Below are 21,611 nucleotides of genomic sequence, written 5' to 3'. Positions count from 1 at the left end.
GGAGGTTTTTGTTTGGATGTTGTGAAAGGAGATATTCATTTAATCTTTACAGTAAGAGGTTTTCCAGTCGTTAGGATCCAGATGGGATTGCTCGTCTTTTAATATAATACAATGTCCCATGACAAGAACATCCATTTCTGTATTCATAAAACAGCTAAAGGCATCTTTGGGACTATTAACAATGGGTTCACCTCGCACATTAAAAGATGTATTGACCAGGATCGGGCAGCCGGAAAGACGATAAAATGCTGTGATTAGTCTGTGAAAGCATGGATTCGTTTCCTTGTGAACAGTTTGAAGACGCGCAGAAAAATCCACATGGGTAACTGCCGGAATAGTGGCGCGTTGGATATGCAACTTTTCCAGACCCTCTTTCTCTTCATGGATTTTCAGACGATGATCTTTAAGTACATCAGCTGTTAAGAGCATATAGGGACTGCTTGTATTAAGATCGAAATACGTCTGGGAAAATTCTTTCAAAACCGAGGGTGCAAAGGGTCTGAAAGATTCCCGGAATTTTATTTTCAGGTTCAGTTGTCTTTGCATTTCCGGAGATCTGGGATCGGCCAGAATACTCCGATTTCCCAGGGCCCGTGGCCCGAATTCCATGCGTCCCTGAAACCAGCCAACTACCTTTTGTTGATTTAAAAACTCTGCTGTTGTATCCGTCAGGGATTCCTGATCATAGGTCTTGTATTTAATACTGTGGGATTGCAGGAAAGATTCTATGGCTTGCTGACTGTAAACCGGTCCCAGCAGGCTGCCCTGTTGTGAATCCGGTCTTACTGCAGTCCGTGGGTGAGCATAATACTCGTAATAAGCCGATAAAGCAGCACCTAAAGCACCGCCTGCATCACCGGCAGCCGGTTGTATCCAGAGATCTGAAAAGAGTCCAGACTTCAGGATTTGGCTGTTGGCCACACAATTAAGAGCCACACCTCCGGCCAGGCAGAGGGAATCCTGACCTGTCAGGACTTTTGCATATCGGGCGATTTTCAACATCACTTCATTGGTAACATCCTGGACAGACCGGGCAAGGTCCATATAGGGCTGGGTAAGGGAATCCTCCGGTTTTCGTCGTGGAAAACCAAATAATTTTTCAAATCGCCGGTTTACCATTGTAAGACCTGAAACATAATTAAAAAAAGACATGTTCATACGAAAGGAGCCATCCTCCCGGATATCGATTAAGTGTTCTTTGATAATCTGTGTATATACCGGGCGGCCATATGGAGCAAGTCCCATCAGTTTGTATTCTCCCGAATTCACCTTAAAGCCGCAATAGTATGTAAATGCCGAATACAGGAGTCCCAAAGAGTGAGGAAAATGGATGTCCTGCATCATGCGTATAGAATGCCCATGACCTTCCCCGATGCTGGTGGTGGTCCACTCCCCTACTCCATCAACAGTGACAATAGCGGCTTTTTCGAAGGGAGAAGGGAAAAAAGCAGAAGAGGCATGGGCCTGATGGTGACGGGTAAATAATAATTCCCCTTTAAATCCAGGCAATTGCTCTTGTATCAGTGATTTAATCCAGATTTTTTGTTTTATCCACACTGGAATAGACTTTGTAAAGGAAAAAAGTCCCCGGGGAGCATAGTGCAGATAGGTATCCAGGATCCTTTCAAACTTTAAAAAGGGTTTATCATAAAAAGCGACGGCTTTCAGATCTGAAGGAGAAACTCCGGCTTCTTCCAGACAATAACGGATGGCATGTTCAGGAAATGAAGGATCATGTTTGATCCGGGTAAACCGTTCTTCCTGGGCGGCCGCTAGAATCATATCTCCCTTGATAATCACGGCGGCACTGTCATGGTAATAGGCCGATATTCCAAGAATAAGGTCCATCTCTCCCCTGAAATTTTGTGAAAAAATACGGGATAATCCCTAAGGGAACAAGCGTGATTATATCTTTACAAAGATGAACAGGTCACCTAAATTCGAGTATGGTTAAATAAGGAGTTATCCATGACAATAAATAAAATTATTATATTTATTTTACTTGTCCCCTTTTTTCTTTGTGGACAGGTTTTAATTCCAAATGTCAGCATTGATTCTGAGAGAATTGAATCCTCATATCTTCCTGAAATAGAGGAACTTGAACAGCAAATAGCCCAATATATCCAAACCGAATCCTTCTCAGATGAAACCTATGATTTTCAGATACCCTACCGCATCTCCATTTTTGTCCGGAGCATTGATGAAAGCGGGACAGACCGGGTGTATACCTGTGAGGCATTTTTTACCAATGATTACGATCAGCGGTATTACGATCCCCAATGGAAATTTGAATATTCCAGTGGTTCATCGTTATATCGGTCCATGGGAATATTCAATCCGTTGACTGACATCATTGATTACTACGGATATCTGATTGTGGGTACAGAACTGGATGCGATTGAGCTTTTAGGAGGAAATGCTATTTTTGAAAAAGCCAACCAGATTATCCAAAGAAGCCAGTCCAGCCGGTGGAGTTCCGGATGGCGCAGCCGGATTGCTGATTTTGAATCGATTACCCGGAATTACAGACTCCGGAAAGCCCGTTTTTACCTGAGCGAAGCTTTCTGGGCCGTGGAAGATCAAAAAAAGGATCTAGCTTTAAGCAAATTAAAAGAATCTCTCTCATTGATTCAGGAAATTATCCGCATCCGGAATAAAGACAAATTCACCAATGATTTTATCGAAAGTCATTACAAAGATGCCGAATATTTCTTGTCTGCCCTAAAAGATACTTCATTTATGCCTTTATACCGGGATATCACTCCCAATGAAAAAAAATATTTTGATTCGATTGTAGACAAATATTACTGATCTCAGGAAATGTTTAAAAAACTTTCCAATAACTTCTCTCCTGGAATTTGACCTTCCCGGAGGATATTTATTTTGTCATCACGGCTTATTTTAAAAACCGTACTGGGTAAATTGGAACGGGAAAATCCGTCAACCGGGTCATCGATATACAAATGAACCCTATCCTGATAGACTTTTTTGATTTCTTCAAGCGTTAATAAGGGTGCCATACCGGAAGGATTCGCCGACGTGGTTATGACGGGATGATCGTAATGATGGGAAAGCCACCGGCAAAAGGGATGATCCGGTATCCGGAATCCGGCGTATTCATCGGATAAAAACCCGGATGAAAAACAGTGAGGATCTTTTAACGGCAACACGGCTGTGACAGGTCCGGGAAACACACCTGTTAGAAATACTCTGCATTTTTCGGATACATCCACAATTTCAAGGATCTTATCTACATGAGGAAAAAGAATGCTGAATGGGAGTTTTTCAGGTCTTTGTTTTAGATAATACAGGGATTTGATGGCATCAGGGTTTAAAGCATCTACCCCCAGACCAAAGATTGTATCTGTCGGATAGGCTGCAATCCCTCCTGACCGGAAAACATCAAGAATTAGATTTTTGTTCTCTTCATAGTTTTGAACATCATTCCTCATAAAAGATCTCTTACATCTTTGCATATTCGTCCATAAGCATCAAAATTTAAAACAGCAGACACCAGGATTGAACAGATCACGGATAAAGTGGCAGATGAAATGATGCCGATCATAATTATAATCTGATATTTAATGGCGGCAACCGGAGGCACACCACCCAGAATCTGTCCGGTCATCATTCCGGGAATCGAAACCAGTCCCATCGTTGCCATGATCCCCAATTTGGGCATAATGGATGTTTTTAGTGCATGCCGGGCAAAGGGTTTGATTGCCTCGATAAAACCGGCTCCGGCCAGGATAAACTGTATGTAATCATCCTCGTGATGAATCAGATCTTCGTAAAAGCGTTGCAAACCGATGATGTTACTGCTCAGGATATTCCCCAGGATCATGCCAATCAAGGGTATCATATACTGGGCAGACCGAAGGTTTTCATATCCCAATGGTATTAAAAACGTGAGAAAAACCAGAACGACAATGATGATATATACGGGAATGGTTGTCAGATAAATACGTTTGTTGAGCATGCCGCTGTTTTTTAGAATGGTAAAATTCGCGGCAAGGATCATAATGAGAACCCAGGAAAGATTCAGCCAGATTTTGTCATAGATAAAAAGGTATTTCAAATAAAGGCCTATAAGAATCAATTGAAGAATCATCCGGACAATTGAAATGAATAAATCTTTATACACCTTCAGGTCCAGCCAGATAAATATTAATAGGGGAACAATGAGAATGGAACTATACATGACAATATTTATAATAGGAATGTCAAAGGTTCCCTGTGTATTCATGGGTTTACCTCCTTCAAAGATCCGTTGAGATGCCACCGGCGTGTCGCAAAGGACTGCCATTCTTCCTGATGACTCACCACAAGGCATGTAAAATCTTCACGGGAGAAACAGCGGATGGTTTTCTGGACATTTTCAGGATCAAGATTCGATGTGATTTCGTCGAGTAAATAGATGTTCCGGTTTAACAGCAAGGAAATGATGATGTTTATCCGTTGTTTTTCACCATTTGAGAGGGACACGAAAGCGCTCTCCAATAATTCATCCTCCAGGGAGAAAAAAAACATAAGCTCCTTCAGCCGGTTTTGTTTTTCAACAATATCCCTGACCATAAAGCGCATGAGGGAAGATGTTTTACCTGTAAAGGCTGGTGGATTCTGTCCGATATATCCAAATGAGGACCTATAATGGTGAATATCTTTTTTACCTATTTTCTGGTTTTGAAAACGGATATCTGCCGTTTCGGGATAGTCAAAAAAAAGGAGTGTTTTGAGAAGTGTTGTTTTACCACTTCCTGATGGTCCGGTAATGAGAACCCTGTCTCCTTCCCGGATCTCCCCGGAGATATGATTTAAAACGACTTTATCCTTTTTTTTCACATAAATGTTTTCAAACTTTATCAAAATCACTCCTTATCGTTCATTTGAAATCATTGGAGATACAGATGAGAAAAAGCAATGGAAATATAGCATGGGATTTGGAGAATATCATCCTCGAAAGCATCCGGACTTGCCACCCGGAAAAAATTTTTCCCTTTTGGCTGAACGACCTGACTATCCAGACTCCCTATGCCCTGCTCTCCATCGGAAAAGCAGCTGTTTCTATGGCTGAAGTGTTCTTACGCCATGTCCTGGTAACTCCGGCATTGAATTGTGTAATCACTTCTTCAGAATATCTTCCGGAAAAATATTCTGATGATTTGTCAATTTATCTGGGAGAACACCCCTATCCAGGAGAAAAAACTGAGCGAACATCCAGAGAGGTATTGGACAGGATTCTGACAGACATCCCTGATTATGGACACATCGTGTTGCTTCTGTCTGGCGGTGGTTCAGCCTTATTTGAAATTCCACAGGCCGGATTGAGTATAAAGGATATATCTGACGTAACAAAAAATCTTATGAAAAAAGGAGCAGATATTCAGACACTAAATACCATCCGCAAACAAATGTCTGCCGTAAAGGGTGGAAAACTGGCTCAATTGCTATATCCCCGGAAAATAAAAGCTTTCATCATGTCTGATGTGGTGGGTGACAATCTTGATCTGATTGCTTCCGGACCGGTAACACCAGACACAGGGACGCCTGAAAAGGCACGGGAAATATTATCAGCATACGGCCTGGATTCAAACATTATCAAGAAAACAGGCCAGGATACAATAAATTTTGATTTTCGTCATGTCAGCACTACACTCATCTCAAACAACCAAACGTTGATTGAAGCATGCAGAAAAAATATTGAGAAACAGGGCAAGCAATGTCGCCTGCTCCCCTTTCCCCTCTCCGGTGAGGCTTCAGACTGTGGGAAACGCATTGCCGAATATATAGCTGCTTCAGTGAAAACAACGCCTGTTTATTATATTGGTGGCGGAGAAACATCAGTAACAGTCCGCGGAAACGGCATCGGTGGAAGAAACATGGAGGTGACATTGAAAACCGGTCTTGAATTACAGCAAACACCTTACACCTGGGGTGTGGCATGTGTAGGATCTGATGGAGTTGATGGACCAACCGCTGCTGCCGGAGCTGTCATGACAAGTCAGCAATTCACGAAGGACATGGTGGAAGAAGGAGAAAGAGCCCTGTACAATAACGATACATACTCCTTTTTTAAATCACATAACGGACTAATAAAAACAGGCTATACCGGTATTCATTTAAATGATCTGTTTGTCGCATATGTGGATAAACCTGCCTAGGTGTTGGGAATGCGTATTTTATAATGTGTCCCTGCATCTGAACGGAGTTCATGGCTGCCATTGAGTTCGCGGATAAAACCGGAAATCAAATTCAATCCCAGGGTACGGGTATCTTTTGAAACGGATGTCACATCAAAACCGGAGCCGTTGTCTCCAATCTCAAGGATAAGCTGGTCATCCTCTTTTGATAAGCTGAGAGTGATGTTTCCTTCATTTTTGTCGTAAAAACCATGTTTCATGCTGTTGACGATTATTTCATTCATAAGCATGCCCAGGGTGATGGCTTTATCAAAGGTGACTTCCACAGGCTCAGCTTTAATCATATCAAAGTTGATATTTTTCTCCCCTGAAAAGGCAAAAATCATATTGGCAGCCAGTTCTTTCAGGTATGTATTCAGTTTAACCTTTCCGGAATCCTGGCTTTCATAAAGTTTTTCATGAAGGAGAGCAAGACTTTTCAATCTGTCCCGGGTATCATAAAACACAGACAGCGCATTCTGCTCATTAATCATCATCGCTTTCAAATCCATCAGATTTGCCATAATCTGCATATTGTTTTTCACACGATGATGAATCTCGCTGAGAAGAAGTTCTTTCTCCTCAAGAGATTTTATAAGATGTAAACGGTTCATATATTGGGCTGTCATCTCAATAAAATATAGAATCAAGGCTTTTGTATTCCCGGAATCATCCAATATTTTAAAATAATACACAGCATAGTATGCCTCCCCTAACCGACAGGGTTTATCTGAAAGGGCGGAGAGGATCTCATCAGAAGATAACGCTTCCTGCAAATTCTTTTTAAATGCAGGCCTTTCTTTTTCGCTGATAAATAAAAATTCTTTCACATCTTTTTCCGGATTTAACCGGCGGGCCTTATAAAAATCCTCCCGTGTTTTCAGATTCATTGTCACAATTCTCAGCCGATGATCTACTACCAGAACCGGAGTCTTCATGACGGCGGTATAGAAATTTCGGGCCAGTATCTCCTGATTAAAAGTCTTACTTTCAGGCAGTGTAAATCCATTTTCATCTTCCGAATAGAGGGCAAAAGTCATTTGAAGCCGGTTGTACAAACATGAAAGCATGCCAGAAATCAACTTCATGACGGAAATATAGGCAGTCTCAAGCTGATCATTTCCTGTCACATAATCCAATCCAACAAACCCCGTCATATTCTGATTCCGATAGATGCCTGCAACCAGAGCTCCCGAAATATCCTGCATTTCAAGAATTTCTTTCTCATGAATCGCTTCAACAGGCAGCTCACTCAGGGATTTAAAATAAATGATCTCATGTTTCTTCAATTGATTAAGCCACCAGGGATAATCGGCAACGGGCAGGTGCTGGAGATTTGTGATCTGTGAATTAATTCCCTGATGACACCATTCATACGTATTGATAACGTATTTTCCATCCTTTGAAAACTTAAAAATATATGCCCTGTCTGCATGGCAATACCGGCCAGTCAATTCAAGAAGCTGATAAATCATCTCCGGATAGTTTTCCAAAATGGATGGACTGGTCATTTTTAGAAAAAGAGCGTTTAAATGAGAATAAAATGACAGGCTTACATCCTCCTGAATCCTTGTCTTGTTTCTCAGGAAATCACCTTTTGTTTGAATCAAATGGTTTCCCCGTTTATAAAACATGTATCTTTCTGCCAGAATAAACAGAGCTACGACAGTAAACGAGAGGATCAGGAAAAGATAATAGATCAGAATGATGGAATTGACGGATTTTTGGAACAGAAATCGTGAAAACGGAAGGCTGAGCACTAACAGAACCAAAGTACTCAATCCGTATAAAAGTATGTCCCTGAATGATAATTTATAGAAATACACAACAAAATAGAAAACGAGCAAAAAAAAGACAAAGCCTGTATAGAAAAAGTAATCCCCCAGAAACAGAGAAACCCACACAAAAAAGAGGGCTGAAAAGAGGTTGATGATCACAAGAACATGTAAGTATCGAAATATTTCCCATGTCTTTAAACGCCCCATATAATAAAAAATGCTCAATATTCCAAAGAGGAGAATCAGAACAGACCATTGAGTGAGAATCATAGATTGGTTCAAAAACCGATGGTTAAAAAGTGCAATAAAAATCCCGGGGATCCACAGAAGGATATTCATCAATAAAGCAGATAAATGTTGGGTTTTTCCGGAGTTCATAAGACCTTAATACCGAAGTATCTGATATAATGTTCGTTTATACGTTTTATCAGGACTGCCCCATAATTTATGAAACCACATCCATTGAGAAGGATACCGAACAATCCAGGGTTCAAAGCTTTTCATGACAGATTTCATGGTTTGTCCGATGGTTTCGTCGTTCAGTACAGATATAGGTTCATCATTGACCGGAAAAAAATGGATATAAAATTTCCCATGCTGATAGAGGGGTACCATTCCTAATATTTCTGCATCCGTTCTGAATTTGAGGACGGCAGTTCCTTTTGCTATTGACGTGATCCGGTTAAAGAAGGGGACTTTAACTCCCTTTTCGTGCGCATTTTGATCAACAGCTACAGCCAGCACATGATTTTGTTTAAGAGCTTTTTCATAAGCTTTCATGCCCTGCCGTGTTGAAATCATATGCATTGCATCTCCCATATTCAGACGCAAAGAGAGAAAAAATTCATCACTCAGGGGATTTTTCATCGGTTTATAGATTCCCGAGGTAGTAATCCCACTCATATTTAACCAGGATGCCACATACTCCCAGTTTCCGGAATGAAGAGCCGTTAAAATGACACCTTTCCCTTTATTCAGGGCTTTATCAAGAAATTCACGACCCTGAATCTCCGCCGACAAAATTCTTTTTTTGTTCTTCTTTTTGTTCTGACTGAAAAACTGAACAGCCATTTCCCCGAAAAAACGGTAAGAGTGATGGGCCAAATGAAGTTTATATTCATGGGATTTCTCAGGAAATACAATATCCATATTGTACATCATCACCTGAAAACGGTAGGGAAAAAAATACCAGGCAATATCACCCAATCGGCGGCCAATCCATTCTGAGACAGAGACGGGCAAAACATTGGCTAAAAACCGTACAAAAAGAAGTACAGAATATTCCAGCTTATATTTTAGGCGTATAGATTTCTTTTCCAAGGGCTTTCCCAAGCTCATTCCATGAAACCTGACTGGTTTTGCCTGTTTCCAGGTTTTTCAGTGTAAGGGTCCCCGATTCCAGCTCATCCGGGCCGACCACGGTCACATACCGTGCCTGTTTTTTATTGGCATCCCGCATCATGGCTTTTACACTGCGGCGCAACAAGTCTGTTTCAACAATGTAGCCCTGGTCTCTCAGTGCGGTACATGTTTTTAAAATCCCTTCATACGATGCCACATCGAGGGTAGCCATGTACAGATCCGGACGTGCTCCCGTTATATCTGATTTCTTTTCCGCTTCAAGTGCCAGAATCAACCGTTCAATACCTGCTGCAAATCCGACTGCCGGTGTCGGTTTTCCTCCCAGTTCCTCCACCAGATTGTCATAGCGGCCACCGCCGCAAAGGGCATCCTGGGCACCCAGCTGTTTCCCTTTGATTTCAAAGGTTGTACGGGTATAATAATCCAGTCCCCGGACCAGCTTGGGATTGATGGTATATGCAATCCCCTGAACATCCAGCAATGTGCATACTTCATCAAAATGGGACTTATCTTCAGGGGAAAGATGATCGATGATTTTCGGGGCATGGTCATCCAGAAGTTTCTGGCAGGATTCATTTTTACAATCAAAAAGCCTGAGAATATTTTTATCAAAACGTTCGCGGCAAACAGGACAGAAATCGTTAAAATGAGGTTTCAGGGAATCTGACAGCCGTTGGATATATTTAAGCCGGTCTTTTGTATTTCCGATACTGTTGATATGGAGCTCCCAATCCCGGAGTCCGACCTTTTTATACAACTGACACGCAAGAGTAATCACTTCAGCATCCGCCTCAGGATATTCAGAACCGATGAGTTCAATTCCAAATTGATGAAATTGTCTGAGCCGGCCGGCCTGGGGGCGCTCCTGTCTGAACAGGGGACCCACATACCACAATTTTTGAAGTGGAGACTGTTGTTCATAATGATGCTGAATGTATGAGCGAATCACAGAAGCAGTGTATTCCGGCCGAAGGGTCAGCCATTCTCCTCCCTTATCCTGAAAGGTATACATTTCTTTACTGACGATATCAGAAAATTCGCCGATCCCCCGGGCAAAGAGCTCTGTTTTCTCAAAAACCGGCGTTCGGACTTCCTGATAGAAAGCAGAGGAAAAAACATCCCGGCAAACCGATTCCACATGGTGCCAGATCGGCGATTCCCAGGGGAGTATGTCTTTGGTCCCTTTTACTGCGTTTAGTGATTTCATGAATCCCCAATCGTTATTCACTATCTCTGAATCCACAGGGATATCAGATTAATGTATCCAAAGAAAGGCCGGGAAATGTTAATCGGAATTCCCGGTATCTTGTATCCTGATAAACCCGTCGTGAAGCTCTTTCCAGGTCTCTTTCAATCCATCGATCATGACTTTGGTATGACCAATGATAGGCATGAAATTGGTATCCCCAAGCCATCGGGGTACTATGTGCTGATGAAGGTGATCTGCAATTCCGGCTCCGCTTACACTTCCAAGATTCAAACCGATATTGTATCCCTGAGGGGACAAACAGGTCTCAAGAACCCGTAGGGATACTTGAGTGAGTTTAGTCATTTCGCGGTTTTCATCATCTGTGAGAGACAGGAAATCCGATGTGTGCCGGTAAGGGGCTATCATCAGATGACCATTGTTATACGGAAAGAGATTCATCAACACAAAGGTGTACTTTCCCCTATACACAATCAGGTTTTCCTCGTCATCATCTTCAGAGGGCTTCTGACAGAAAATACATTTTTCTTCCTCTGATTTATCCCGGCGGATATATTCAATCCGCCAGGGAGCCCAGAGATAATCCATGTTAATGTCCTTCTTCCCGTTCTTTCAGGTACTCTTCCACAATTTTTTCCTGAATTTCCCTTGGAACGTATTCGTAGTGACTGAATTTTCTCCGGTGGTATCCCCGTCCCTGACAAAGGGAGCGCAGGGTGTTGGAATATTTATAGAGGTTAGCCAGAGGGACTTCTGCTTTAATGATCTGGAAATGTCCGTCTGAATCCATACCCAGCACTTTTCCACGACGGGCAGAAATATCGCCCATCACATCACCCATGTATTCTTCGGGAATGGTAATTTCGATTTCATAGATGGGTTCCAGCAGAATCGGATCTGCTTTAGCAAAGGCATCCCGAAAAGCGCCCCGGGCTGCAATCTGAAAAGCGATGTCCTTTGAATCTACCGGGTGCTGTTTACCATCAAAGACAGCCGCTTTGACATCGATCACTTTGTTTCCGGAAAGAGGGCCGGCTTCACAAGCCTGACGGACACCCTTTTCAATAGATGGGACAAACGAACGGTCTACATTCATCCCCACAAGCTCACTGGCAAATTCAATGCCTGTCCCACGAGGCAGGGGTTCAATCCGAAGTTCCACTTCACCAAACTGCCCTGCCCCACCGGACTGTTTTTTATGCCGGTAACGGGCGGTGGCTGTCTTTCGGATGGTTTCACGATAAGGTATTTTGGGTTGTACCTGCACTATTTCCACATTGAAACGCTGGGCAATTTTCTTCAGGGAAATATCCAGGTGAATTTCTCCCATACCCGATACAATCGTCTGCTTCAATTCGGAATCGACAACATAATGAAAAGTCGGATCTTCCGCCTGAATCTGTGCCAGGCCTGTTCCGATTTTTTCTTCATCACCCTTGGCTGCCGCTTCAACGGCTACACGAATAACCGGTTCGGGATATTTGATTCCTACAAACTGCCAGGGCTCTTTGGAATTAACCAGTGTATGATTGGTCATGGTGTTTTTTAACTTGACGGCAATACCCAGATCTCCGGCTTTGATTTCGGATACTTCTTTCCGGTGTTTACCATTCAGGATAAATAGATTTCCAAAGCGTTCGGATGTGTTGGTCTTCGGATTTTTCAGCTCATCCCCTACTTTCAGGCTTCCATTGATCACCTTGAAATAGGAGATATCCCCAACATGCTGTTCATGGACGGTTTTGTAAATGAAAAGGGCTGTCACACCTTTTTCATCGATGGTTACAGGCTCCGGATCAGCATCACCGGATTTTTTCACCTTCCACTCTGTGCTTTGTGACGGATCAGGATAATAATCCACCATTATTTCCATCAGGCGGGATATCCCCACTTTCTTTTCAGATGAAACACATACCAGCGGAAAGAAATTCCGTTCAAGGATAGCCTGCCGCAGTCCATCCTTCAGTTCCTCTTCCGTCAATTCTCCTGCCTCAAAAAACTTTTCCAATAGGGCATCATCCGATTCTGCAATCATTTCAACCAGTTCTTCATACCGTGTATCAAATGTATCTTTGAATTCCGCCGGTATCTCCTCTTCCTTATAAGCACCATTATTATCAAAAACCAGCATCTTCCGTTTCAGCAAGTCAATGATGCTGTCAAAAGCAGGACCGGCATTGACGGGATACTGAATGGGATAGATCCGGTTGGAAAAACGATCCCGAATGCTGTCGGTAATTGTATCAAATTGTGTATGTTCCTTATCCAACATGGACATAACGACCATGGCTGTTGTTTTGTAATCATTCACATAATTCCACGCAAACTCAGTTCCCACTTCAATCCCGGATGTAGCATTGACCAGAATCATGGCATTTTCCGTGACTTTCACGGCACTAATCACTTCTCCGGCAAAATCCATATAGCCCGGTGTATCCAGAATATTGCATTTCACACCATTCTTTTCAAAATGCATTAATGAAGTTTTAATAGATATCTGACGTTCAATTTCATCGCTGGAATAATCCGATGTGGTACTGCCCTCTTCAACAGATCCGATCCGGCTGATTTCACCGGCCAGAAGTAAAAGAGCATCAGACAGAATGGTTTTGCCGCTGGCGGAATGTCCCATTAAAGAAAAATTCCGAACTTGTTTCGTATCGAATGTTTTCATAAATCGTCCTCCGGTTTTGAAGATAAATTATTCATTTTATTGTTATGGTGTATGGCATTTCTGCGAATTGTCTGCCGGGCGATTTTGCCGGTGGCTCCTGCAGGTAAATGATTAAGAAAAATGAAATCCGCGGGGATCTGATAGCGTGGAATTTTCCCTTTGAGATACTCTTTCAGGGCTTCAGAATCAGCCTGGCTCAGTTTATCAGGCACTACATAAGCAATAGCTTTTTCATTCCCCCGGTTGTCTGCCGGAATCCCTACAATAACCGCCTCCCGGATATTGGGATGCTTTTTGAGGATATTTTCCGCACTTTCCGGAAACATGTCAAATCCATTAATCCGGATACGGTTTTCAATACGGTCTACAAAATAGATGTACCCGTCCAGATCCTGATAACAGAGATCCCCGGTATGATACCAGCCCTTGTTCAATGCTTCATTTAATTTTTCCTGCCCTGAAGTAAAACCTGATACAACCGATTCTTTCCGAATACATAACTCGCCGATTTTCTGATCTGTAACAACGGCATCTTCCTGGCGGATCGAAACGGAAACATTATGCAGCGGAATTCCGATGGAACGGAGCTTGCTTTCATCGTTGTTGATCAAAATAATTGGTCCCGCTTCGATCAGGCCATATCCTCTGAAAATCGGGAAATGAAACGTTTCATAAAACCACTGCTGGACATCCGGCTTCAAGTGTCCCCCTGCAGTAATTCCGTATAAAAGACCTGGTGGAAGTTCCCGGACAGATTCGGAAAGCGTTTCAAAATAATTTGTATCCCCGATAAGAATCATGCCTTTGGCATCATCCGGTGTAGAAGGTAACGTTGTTGATTGATTTAAAATGACCCTGTTCCCTTTGATCAGAGAACTTACGAGAATTGTGGTGAATCCCCAGAAATGATGGAGGGGAAACTGGGCACACAAAGATTCATTTTCATGGAGGATCATGGTTTCATTAAAGGATTGGGCATTCATCAGCAACTGGCGATTGTTGAAAATGCCGCCTCTGGAAGGACCGCTGGTACCGGAGCTGAAAAAAATAACCGCTTCCTGCTGGCTGTCCGGGTTAAAAGGACCGCCATAAAGGGCATGTTTTAATGTGGTGTCTATGTATAACTCTGAAAGCTCTCCTTTTCCACCAACAGATATTACTGTCTTAACATTATCGAGAATGTCGATGGCATCCGCCACACTTTTTTCATAATCCCTGTGATAGATGACCACAGGAATATCGGCATCACTCAAAACATGTCTGAGAGCCAGGGCTTTAAAATGGGGATCAACAGGAACTACCGTGCATTCCAGACGGGATAAAGCCAATACAATATAGAAGAATTCCGGTGAAGAAGGGAGCATGAGTGCAATACGGGACCGTTTTTTTACACCGGAATCCAGTAAAAATCCGGCAATTTGCAGGGATTTATCCAGAACATCATGGTACGTATCATTCTGTTCACCATGGGTGAGGAAAATTTTATCATGTTTTTGCTTTGTAATCTGAAAAAAACTTGAGTACAAAGACATTGAAAATTTCATATCTGATACTCACTTCTTAAGCTTGTGAAGTTACTCATAGATTGATCATTAGTCAATTCAGAAAGTTATGTTCAATTCATGGGGATATGATTAATTGTCCCTTTTGATTCTTTGGAGTATCCCCTTAAATTTTAAACGATGTTTTTAACCATGAAAGAAAGTGAGGCATAGCAAACAACAGATTTGTCCATAATGGAATGTGATTAATCTATTTTGGGAGAGAAGCATGAAAAAAACGCGCATACTGGTAATCGGTGCCGGTGGTCAAATTGGTTCCGAACTGACTCCGGCCTTACGAAGAGTGTATGGTTCGGAGCATGTAGTTGCATCAGATATTAAACCCGACATTTGTGAACAGGTTCTGAATGAAGGCCCCTTTGAAATTCTGGATTGCATGGATGAACACCGTTTAATCGAAGTCATTATCAAGTACAAAATAACACGTGTTTATCACCTCGTTGCCCTTTTATCGGCTGTAGGTGAACACAAACCATTGATGGCATGGAACATCAATGTAGGAAGCCTGATGAATGTCCTTGAAATTGCCCGTGAACTGCATTTATCAGTTTTTATTCCCAGTTCAATCGGTGCTTTCGGTCCCTCTACACCCAAAAAAAACACACCACAGGATACCCTTATGCGGCCAACAACCATCTACGGTATTACCAAAGTGTGCGGAGAAATGCTGGGGGATTATTATTTTAAAAAGTATGGTGTGGACGCCCGGGGGCTTCGCTATCCGGGGATCATTTCAAACGTGACTCAACCGGGCGGAGGGACGACGGATTATGCAGTCGAGATCTTCTATAAGGCTTTGGAAGAGGGGCGGTATACCTGTTATCTGAAAGAAGATACTTACCTGGACATGATGTACATGCCCGATGCTGTCCGGGCAGCAATTGAAGTGATGGAAGCAGATCCGGACAAGCTGGTGCATCGTAATGCCTATAATGTATCGGCCATGAGTTTTAGCCCCCGTGAGTTAAAAGCTGAAATTCAAAAGCACATTCCTGATTTCCAGATGGTCTGCAAGCCGGATCCGGCAAAACAGGCTATTGCAGACAGCTGGCCGGATTATATGGATGATCGTGCCGCCCGTCAGGAATGGGGCTGGAAACATGAATACGATCTATCCAAAATGACGGACGATATGCTTAAAACGCTCAAGAAAAGGCAAAGGCATCATAAGGAGATATCATCATGAAAAAATATGAATATCCTTTACAGCAGGTGATTGACGATCTTGAAAAAAAGGGAACCGTCAAAGGACATGAGATGGTCATTCACCAAATTGAAGAAGGAAAAAACGGGTATGGACCCCGGTATTTTATCCTGGGGGATGAAAATAAACCCTTTATCCGGATGAATTCCAATTCATATCTGGGATTATCCCGTCATCCAAAAGTGATAGAAGCTGAAGAAGAAGCAGCCAGGATATTCGGAAGCGGACCAGGTGCTGTCCGGTTTATCAGCGGTACTTTCAAACATCATATCTCCCTGGAAAACCGGATCGCCCAATTTCACCGGAAACAGGCAGCTATGTTATTCAGTTCCGCCTATGTTACCAGTATGGGCGTTATCTATCCGCTGATCACACCAGAGACAATTGTGATCAGTGATGAATTGAATCATAATTGTATCATTCACGCGATCCGTCTTTCCCGCCCCGCGGAAAAATACATTTACCATCATAACGATATGGATGATCTTCACAGTAAACTGAAATCCTCTGTTGGAAAAGGGAAACGGGTATTGGTGGTAACAGATGGTATTTTCAGTATGCGTGGAGATTATGCGCCTTTGCATGAGCTGGTCTCTCTTTGCCACACATATAATGACTATTTTGAAGAAGGTGTGATCAGTATCATGGATGATTCCCATGGTGTTGGTGCTTTTGGGGATACAGGCCGGGGAACGGAAGAATACACCAAAACCCAGGTAGATATCCTTATCGGGACTTTGGGCAAGGCATTCGGTGTAAACGGAGGATATGTAGCAGGAGACAAAACCCTGATCCGTTATCTCCGGGAAACGGCCCCCATGTATATCTATTCAAATCCTATTACGGTTCCCGAGGCAGCTGCAGCAGAAACAGCTCTGAGCATTGTTGATTCACCGGAAGGGAAAAAAATTCTCAAGCATCTGGGTGAATTGACCCGCCGATTTGAATCCGGCCTTACCGGTGCCGGCTATGAAACGATTCCCGGGCCGCACCCCATCGTACCCCTCATGGTTCGGAATACAGAAAAAACCGGACGTTTAACCCGCTGGCTTCACAAGGAAGGTGTACTTGCAACGGGACTTAATTTTCCGGTAGTTCCCAAAGGAGATGAAGAAATCCGTTTCCAGATATCCGCTGAACACACTGAAAAGGATATCGAAGCAGTTTTGTCGGTTCTGGCCAAATTCGAATCCTGAATGAATATAAGCTCACTGAGCTTTTTCATATCTCTCTTTTGGGATTGAATTTCACCCTGTGACAGGTTAAATTCGCTTGCTTTAAACGAAACAAAGTCCCTGCGGCACTTAGGAGGTAAGATACAGAATGCAGAAAAAATTCATGTTGAACTATGTCATCATTGGTGTTCTTCTGGTTTGGGCTGCCTGGCAGCTGATTCCAACCTTACGTTATGAAATGATGTCTGAAGAGCGGAAAGAAGAACTTCGCATGCAAGGCGATCTGGAACCCATCCAGGAGCGGATCATCCGTAGGGGATTGGATCTACAGGGCGGAATGCACCTGGTTTTGGAAGTCAATGTATCCCAATTAACACAAAATATCGCCCAGAATAAAAGCCAGTCTTACTATCAATTCATGAATCAGGTCGAAGAGCAATTTACAGGGCAGACAGACCGTGATTATTTTGATATTCTGGAAGAAATGGCTAACACACAAAATTTTCGTCTGGCCCGGCATTTTCCCGGGAGAGGAGATGAAAACCCTCAAATTGTCGCATCCCTTCGTAAGGAAGCCACCGATGCGGTGATTCGGGCGGAAGAGATTATCCGGAATCGTGTGGACCAATTCGGTGTGAGTGAACCAACGATTCAGCGCCAGGGCGATCGACGGATTATTGTCGAACTGGCTGGTGTCACCGATCCGGAACGTGCAACCAACCTGATTCAGAGTACAGCTCAACTGGAATTCGTCCTCCTTAAAGATCCTGAAGTGGTTCAGGACGCTATATCACGAATTGATGCCGTTGTGAAAAAAGTTGATCCTGGGACTTTAAAAGATACAACGACAGTCGAAGACAGGGTCAGCCAGGATAAGGAAGTTTCTGTTGAGGAATTATTCGGTCTTACCGAGGATCAGGCCGATACTGAAGGCGATTCCACAGCCCTGGTTGATGAAACAATTTTTGAAGACAGGCCCTTCAGCGCCCTTTTAAGAAACCTTGGGAATGATATCGGTGTCCCGGCAGAAAATTATTATGCCGTCAACCAGGTATTACAAAATCCTGAAGTTCAAAGGGTCCTCCCTGCCGATATCCGGATTCTGTGGTCCAATGCCCCTGAGACATTCACCACACAGGATGGGACTCAAAAAGAATTTTACAGGCTATATTTTGTGAACCGAGATGCCGGTTTAACCGGAGAAGTGGTCACAGATGCCAAAGCAACACTGGGTGGCATGGATGGATCCAATATGGGACAACCCATTGTCAATGTCAGCATGAACAGCGAAGGTGCCAAAACATGGTCAAGGATGACAGGGGCCAATGTGGGTAAACGGATTGCGATCGTTCTGGATGACAAAGTTCAGATTGCTCCCGTTATCCGAGACCGGATTACCGGCGGAAGAACGGTCATCGAAGGACTGACAAATATTGAAGAGGCCAAGGATATTGAAATCTGCCTGAAAGCCGGAGCTCTTCCGGCACCAGTGGATATTATTGAAAAACGGACAATCGGCCCCTCTTTGGGCGCTGATTCAATCCGTAAAGGAACAATGAGTGCACTGATCGGTCTCCTGCTGGTTGTCCTGTTTATCGTGGTTTACTATCGGGCTTCTGGCATAGTCGCTTTTGTTACACTGGTTCTTAATATCATTTTCGTCCTTTCGGTCCTCGCACTCCTTCGGGCAACCCTCACCCTTCCGGGAATTGCCGGATTGGTGTTAACCGTGGGTATGGCTGTCGATGCGAATGTGCTCATTTTTGAAAGAATCCGCGAGGAGTTGAGAAAAGGAAAAACGGTGAAAGCTTCTGTGGATAATGGCTATTCACGGGCTATTATTACCATTCTGGATGCAAACCTGACAACCCTGATTGCTGCCCTCGTGCTTTGGCAGTTCGGTACCGGTCCCATCCGGGGATTTGCAGTGGTTCTGTTCTGGGGAATTATTTTCAACTTCGTTTCCGGTTACTTTATTTCCAAGACAATCCTCACAACCGTGACCCATGGACGGACACTGAAAAAACTGAGTATATAAGGAAAGGAGTCATACCTTGTTTCAAATATTTGTCAACACACATTACAACATCGTCGGAAAACGCGTCTACGCGTATTGGATTTCCGGTTTGCTCATTCTTGCAGGACTCCTGAGCTTTATACTTCAGGGGTTGAATTACGGGATTGATTTCAGGGGTGGAACGTTGATTCAGGTAAAATTTGAAGAACCTATCACAGCTGGTGAAATCCGGTCGCTTCTGAAAAGTCCTGAACTGGGTACCCCCCAGATACAACGGAGCGGACCCAATGAATACATGATCCGGGTTTTGAGTATCGGGACCGGTGATGAAATTCAGAATATGATCCAAAAAGATCTCCAGGAAAAAACCTTCGAAGTCCGGCGGGCAGAAATTGTAGGACCAAAAATCGGTGAAGAATTACGGCGAAAAGCCTTTGGGGCTATTTTCGCTGCATTGTTTCTGATTCTGGTCTATATCAGCATCCGCTTTGAACTTAAATTTGCCATAGGGGCAGTCTTGGCATTGTTTCATGATGTTTTAATTACACTGGGGCTTTTCTCACTTTTTCAATGGGAAATTTCCATGCCCGTTTTGGCTGCCTTCCTGACCATTGTGGGATATTCTTTAAACGATACCATCGTTGTATTTGACAGAATTCGAGAGAATCGTCTTACCCATAAAAATAAAGCTTTTCCCGATGTCATCAACCTGAGTATTAACGAAAGTTTGTCCCGAACGGTTATTACATCCCTGACCACATTCCTTGTGGTATTGATACTTGTTCTCTTCGGTGGTGAGGTGTTATTCGGCTTTTCAATCGCCATGTTGATTGGAATAATTGTAGGTACCTATTCCTCTTCTTTTGTGGCTTCTCCCCTTCTTATCATCTGGGATAAAAAAGTGAGACAAAAAGATATAAAAAAGAAATAAAACTCTATCCAAAAATTCAGGCTCCGGTTTCCGGAGCCTTTTTTTATGAAACAAAAAAACAGACCCTTATACTATGTGCTCTTCTTCCTGAACGTCCTGATCTGGGGCAGCAGCTGGGCTTCCGTCCGTTTTTTACTGGAAAATTATGCCCAGGCATTTGATGGGGCCAAACCTTTTTATATTGCCGGCCTTCGATACCTTTTAGCCGGTGTCCTGATCTTTCCTGTCGCCCTTCACCAACTAAAAAAAATCACTCTGACAAAAAAAGACTATTTATCAATTTTATATTACGGACTTTTCCTGATTGCCTTATCCAATGCCCTGGTCTTTTGGAGTCAGCAGTTTTTACCCTCCAGCCTGTGTTCTATTATTTTCAGTCTTTATCCTGTGATGGTTCTCATTCTGAGTGTTCTTCTTCTTCAGGAAGAAAAGGCCGGACTTCTGAAAATCGCAGGGACACTCATCTCATTTATGGGTGTTTTTATTCTCTTTTTTGATCCTGTGATCCTTCAGGCACGTGTTTCATCAATTGCTTTTTTTACCATGGTTTTTTCCGTTGTTTTTGCCGCTCTTCCCAGTGTCCTTGTCCGCAAAAACAGCATTCATCTCAATGTCTTTGTCCTGAATTCCCTGGGAATGCTTTTAGGTGGTATCCTATTATTATTGACCTCCTTTTTTGTTGAATCGCCCCTTCATGTTCCATCAGACTTTCGTTTCTGGCTTGTGCTGGGGTATTTATCCGTCTTTGCTTCCTGCTACACACTGATTGCCTTTTTCTGGCTGATGAGACATGTGCAGCTGACCAAGCTTTCCCTTTCCGCATATCTAACCCCCATAGTGTCGCTAATCATTGGCGTCTTGTTTTACAGCGAATCTTTAAATGCCCAGTCCTACATCGGTATGATCCTTATTTTCCTGGGAATTTTTATCATCGATTATTTGAAATACAGGAGATACATTCATGTCGGAAGAGACGCATTGTTTCCTCATTAAAACACTTTTACACAAGACTATTCCCGAACATTACCTGCTCGCCTGCGATGGGAAGGTTTTGTTTATCACGTCCTATGAGAATGCTCTAAAAGATTTTCTCAAGAGACATCATCTTCCGCTTCCCCTTTATCAAACTCATCCAGTCCTCGCATGGGCTGAAGAGGAGTTAAGGGAATTTTTTGAAGGACATCGGAAAGATTTTACATTTCCTTTTAAACTGAGTGGAACGCCCTTTCAGGAAACTATTTATCAGACGCTGTACAAGCGGGTTAAATATGGCCATACGGTGAGTTATGGAAATTTGGCATCCATGGCCGGGTATCCCGGTGCAGCCCGTGCTGTTGGCAGTGCCATGAAAAACAACCCCCTTCCCTTCATTATACCCTGTCACCGTGTTATCAAAGCAGATGGAACCCCCGGACAATACGGCGGAGGAACAGCCATGAAGCAGATGATAATAAATATGGAAAGAGTGATGAGTAATGAGTGATGAGTCGTGAAGTTGAGTTGTGAGTTATGAGTTGGCGTT

18 protein-coding genes are annotated in these 21,611 nt (G+C 43.1%); 8 read left to right on the top strand and 10 right to left on the bottom strand.

The window, feature by feature from the left end; translation table 11 throughout:
• Nucleotides 1-39: 39 nt before the first annotated feature.
• On the bottom strand, nucleotides 40-1,848 hold the full coding sequence (locus tag strainIA91_RS05810; RefSeq protein WP_400168176.1) for a carbamoyltransferase: 1,809 nt from the start codon (nucleotides 1,846-1,848) through the stop codon (nucleotides 40-42).
• 120 nt (nucleotides 1,849-1,968) lie between these two features.
• Here strainIA91_RS05810 and strainIA91_RS05805 point away from each other — a divergent pair, with 120 nt between their 5' ends.
• A complete protein-coding gene (locus strainIA91_RS05805; protein WP_400168175.1) occupies nucleotides 1,969-2,811 on the top strand; it encodes a DUF4835 family protein in 843 nt (280 codons plus the stop codon).
• Between the two features lie 2 nt (nucleotides 2,812-2,813).
• Here strainIA91_RS05805 and strainIA91_RS05800 read toward each other — a convergent pair whose 3' ends face one another.
• Genes strainIA91_RS05800 through strainIA91_RS05790 form a run of 3 tightly spaced genes read right to left on the bottom strand, consistent with a single transcriptional unit; the run spans nucleotide 2,814 to nucleotide 4,866 of the window.
• Nucleotides 2,814-3,452 carry an L-threonylcarbamoyladenylate synthase gene (locus tag strainIA91_RS05800; RefSeq protein WP_400168174.1) on the bottom strand — a complete coding sequence of 213 codons (639 nt, stop codon included), beginning with the start codon at nucleotides 3,450-3,452 and terminating at the stop codon, nucleotides 2,814-2,816.
• Entirely contained in the window at nucleotides 3,449-4,246 is a 798-nt protein-coding gene (locus strainIA91_RS05795; RefSeq protein WP_400168173.1) for an ABC transporter permease, read from the bottom strand. Before strainIA91_RS05795 ends, strainIA91_RS05800 begins: the two co-directional genes overlap by 4 nt.
• On the bottom strand, nucleotides 4,243-4,866 hold the full coding sequence (locus tag strainIA91_RS05790; RefSeq protein WP_400168172.1) for an ATP-binding cassette domain-containing protein: 624 nt from the start codon (nucleotides 4,864-4,866) through the stop codon (nucleotides 4,243-4,245). Before strainIA91_RS05790 ends, strainIA91_RS05795 begins: the two co-directional genes overlap by 4 nt.
• A 41-nt stretch (nucleotides 4,867-4,907) precedes the next feature.
• On the opposite strand from strainIA91_RS05790, the gene strainIA91_RS05785 reads away from it, so the two are divergent.
• Nucleotides 4,908-6,161, top strand: coding sequence for a glycerate kinase (locus strainIA91_RS05785; protein WP_400168171.1), 1,254 nt, complete (start codon nucleotides 4,908-4,910; stop codon nucleotides 6,159-6,161).
• Here strainIA91_RS05785 and strainIA91_RS05780 read toward each other — a convergent pair.
• From strainIA91_RS05780 to strainIA91_RS05755, 6 genes are all read right to left on the bottom strand, one after another.
• A complete protein-coding gene (locus tag strainIA91_RS05780) occupies nucleotides 6,158-8,296 on the bottom strand; it encodes a histidine kinase dimerization/phosphoacceptor domain -containing protein (RefSeq protein WP_400168170.1) in 2,139 nt (712 codons plus the stop codon). The genes strainIA91_RS05785 and strainIA91_RS05780 overlap by 4 nt on opposite strands.
• Nucleotides 8,297-8,341: 45 nt before the next feature.
• Nucleotides 8,342-9,277 carry a lysophospholipid acyltransferase family protein gene (locus strainIA91_RS05775; protein ID WP_400168169.1) on the bottom strand — a complete coding sequence of 312 codons (936 nt, stop codon included), beginning with the start codon at nucleotides 9,275-9,277 and terminating at the stop codon, nucleotides 8,342-8,344.
• Nucleotides 9,246-10,526 carry a histidine--tRNA ligase gene (gene hisS, locus strainIA91_RS05770; protein WP_400168168.1) on the bottom strand — a complete coding sequence of 427 codons (1,281 nt, stop codon included), beginning with the start codon at nucleotides 10,524-10,526 and terminating at the stop codon, nucleotides 9,246-9,248. Before hisS ends, strainIA91_RS05775 begins: the two co-directional genes overlap by 32 nt.
• Nucleotides 10,527-10,604: 78 nt before the next feature.
• Nucleotides 10,605-11,114: an HIT family protein gene (locus strainIA91_RS05765; protein WP_400168167.1), complete on the bottom strand. Its 510-nt coding sequence runs from the start codon at nucleotides 11,112-11,114 to the stop codon at nucleotides 10,605-10,607.
• Nucleotide 11,115: 1 nt separating this feature from the next.
• Nucleotides 11,116-13,200 carry an elongation factor G gene (gene fusA, locus strainIA91_RS05760; RefSeq protein WP_400168166.1) on the bottom strand — a complete coding sequence of 695 codons (2,085 nt, stop codon included), beginning with the start codon at nucleotides 13,198-13,200 and terminating at the stop codon, nucleotides 11,116-11,118.
• Nucleotides 13,197-14,744 carry a class I adenylate-forming enzyme family protein gene (locus strainIA91_RS05755; protein ID WP_400168165.1) on the bottom strand — a complete coding sequence of 516 codons (1,548 nt, stop codon included), beginning with the start codon at nucleotides 14,742-14,744 and terminating at the stop codon, nucleotides 13,197-13,199. The genes fusA and strainIA91_RS05755 overlap by 4 nt, the downstream gene beginning before the upstream one ends.
• Before the next feature lie 226 nt (nucleotides 14,745-14,970).
• Here strainIA91_RS05755 and strainIA91_RS05750 point away from each other — a divergent pair, with 226 nt between their 5' ends.
• From strainIA91_RS05750 to strainIA91_RS05725, 6 genes are all read left to right on the top strand, one after another.
• Nucleotides 14,971-15,948, top strand: coding sequence for an L-threonine 3-dehydrogenase (locus tag strainIA91_RS05750; RefSeq protein ID WP_400168164.1), 978 nt, complete (start codon nucleotides 14,971-14,973; stop codon nucleotides 15,946-15,948).
• The gene (locus strainIA91_RS05745; protein WP_400168243.1) at nucleotides 15,939-17,162 is read left to right on the top strand and encodes an aminotransferase class I/II-fold pyridoxal phosphate-dependent enzyme; all 1,224 of its coding nucleotides are present in this window, start codon (nucleotides 15,939-15,941) and stop codon (nucleotides 17,160-17,162) included. The genes strainIA91_RS05750 and strainIA91_RS05745 overlap by 10 nt, the downstream gene beginning before the upstream one ends.
• A gap of 127 nt (nucleotides 17,163-17,289) precedes the next feature.
• Nucleotides 17,290-19,179 (top strand): protein translocase subunit SecD, encoded by a 1,890-nt coding sequence (gene secD / locus strainIA91_RS05740; RefSeq protein ID WP_400168163.1) that lies wholly within the window; start codon nucleotides 17,290-17,292, stop codon nucleotides 19,177-19,179.
• A 16-nt stretch (nucleotides 19,180-19,195) separates the two neighbouring features.
• Nucleotides 19,196-20,089, top strand: coding sequence for a protein translocase subunit SecF (gene secF, locus strainIA91_RS05735; RefSeq protein ID WP_400168162.1), 894 nt, complete (start codon nucleotides 19,196-19,198; stop codon nucleotides 20,087-20,089).
• A 45-nt stretch (nucleotides 20,090-20,134) separates the two neighbouring features.
• Nucleotides 20,135-21,082, top strand: a complete 948-nt coding sequence (locus tag strainIA91_RS05730; RefSeq protein WP_400168161.1) for a DMT family transporter — start codon at nucleotides 20,135-20,137, stop codon at nucleotides 21,080-21,082.
• Nucleotides 21,051-21,572, top strand: a complete 522-nt coding sequence (locus tag strainIA91_RS05725; protein WP_400168160.1) for a methylated-DNA--[protein]-cysteine S-methyltransferase — start codon at nucleotides 21,051-21,053, stop codon at nucleotides 21,570-21,572. Before strainIA91_RS05730 ends, strainIA91_RS05725 begins: the two co-directional genes overlap by 32 nt.
• Nucleotides 21,573-21,611: the final 39 nt, after the last annotated feature.

The organism is Candidatus Neomarinimicrobiota bacterium, assembly GCA_041154365.1.
Taxonomy (GTDB): Bacteria; Fidelibacterota; Fidelibacteria; order Fidelibacterales; family Fidelibacteraceae; genus Fidelibacter; species Fidelibacter multiformis.
This window is presented reverse-complemented; position numbering and strand designations above follow the sequence as displayed.

Excerpts from the sequence above, each read along its gene's own strand:
- strainIA91_RS05800 (WP_400168174.1), bottom strand. The coding sequence starts at position 3,452 with ATGAGGAATGATGTTCAAAACTATGAAGAGAACAAAAATCTAATTCTT.
- strainIA91_RS05785 (WP_400168171.1), top strand. The coding sequence starts at position 4,908 with ATGAGAAAAAGCAATGGAAATATAGCATGGGATTTGGAGAATATCATC.
- strainIA91_RS05765 (WP_400168167.1), bottom strand. The coding sequence starts at position 11,114 with ATGGATTATCTCTGGGCTCCCTGGCGGATTGAATATATCCGCCGGGAT.
- strainIA91_RS05750 (WP_400168164.1), top strand. The coding sequence starts at position 14,971 with ATGAAAAAAACGCGCATACTGGTAATCGGTGCCGGTGGTCAAATTGGT.
- strainIA91_RS05730 (WP_400168161.1), top strand. The coding sequence starts at position 20,135 with ATGAAACAAAAAAACAGACCCTTATACTATGTGCTCTTCTTCCTGAAC.
- fusA (WP_400168166.1), bottom strand. The coding sequence starts at position 13,200 with ATGAAAACATTCGATACGAAACAAGTTCGGAATTTTTCTTTAATGGGA.
- strainIA91_RS05810 (WP_400168176.1), bottom strand. The coding sequence starts at position 1,848 with ATGGACCTTATTCTTGGAATATCGGCCTATTACCATGACAGTGCCGCC.
- hisS (WP_400168168.1), bottom strand. The coding sequence starts at position 10,526 with ATGAAATCACTAAACGCAGTAAAAGGGACCAAAGACATACTCCCCTGG.
- secD (WP_400168163.1), top strand. The coding sequence starts at position 17,290 with ATGCAGAAAAAATTCATGTTGAACTATGTCATCATTGGTGTTCTTCTG.
- strainIA91_RS05755 (WP_400168165.1), bottom strand. The coding sequence starts at position 14,744 with ATGAAATTTTCAATGTCTTTGTACTCAAGTTTTTTTCAGATTACAAAG.
- strainIA91_RS05795 (WP_400168173.1), bottom strand. The coding sequence starts at position 4,246 with ATGAATACACAGGGAACCTTTGACATTCCTATTATAAATATTGTCATG.
- strainIA91_RS05725 (WP_400168160.1), top strand. The coding sequence starts at position 21,051 with ATGTCGGAAGAGACGCATTGTTTCCTCATTAAAACACTTTTACACAAG.
- strainIA91_RS05805 (WP_400168175.1), top strand. The coding sequence starts at position 1,969 with ATGACAATAAATAAAATTATTATATTTATTTTACTTGTCCCCTTTTTT.
- strainIA91_RS05780 (WP_400168170.1), bottom strand. The coding sequence starts at position 8,296 with ATGAATATCCTTCTGTGGATCCCCGGGATTTTTATTGCACTTTTTAAC.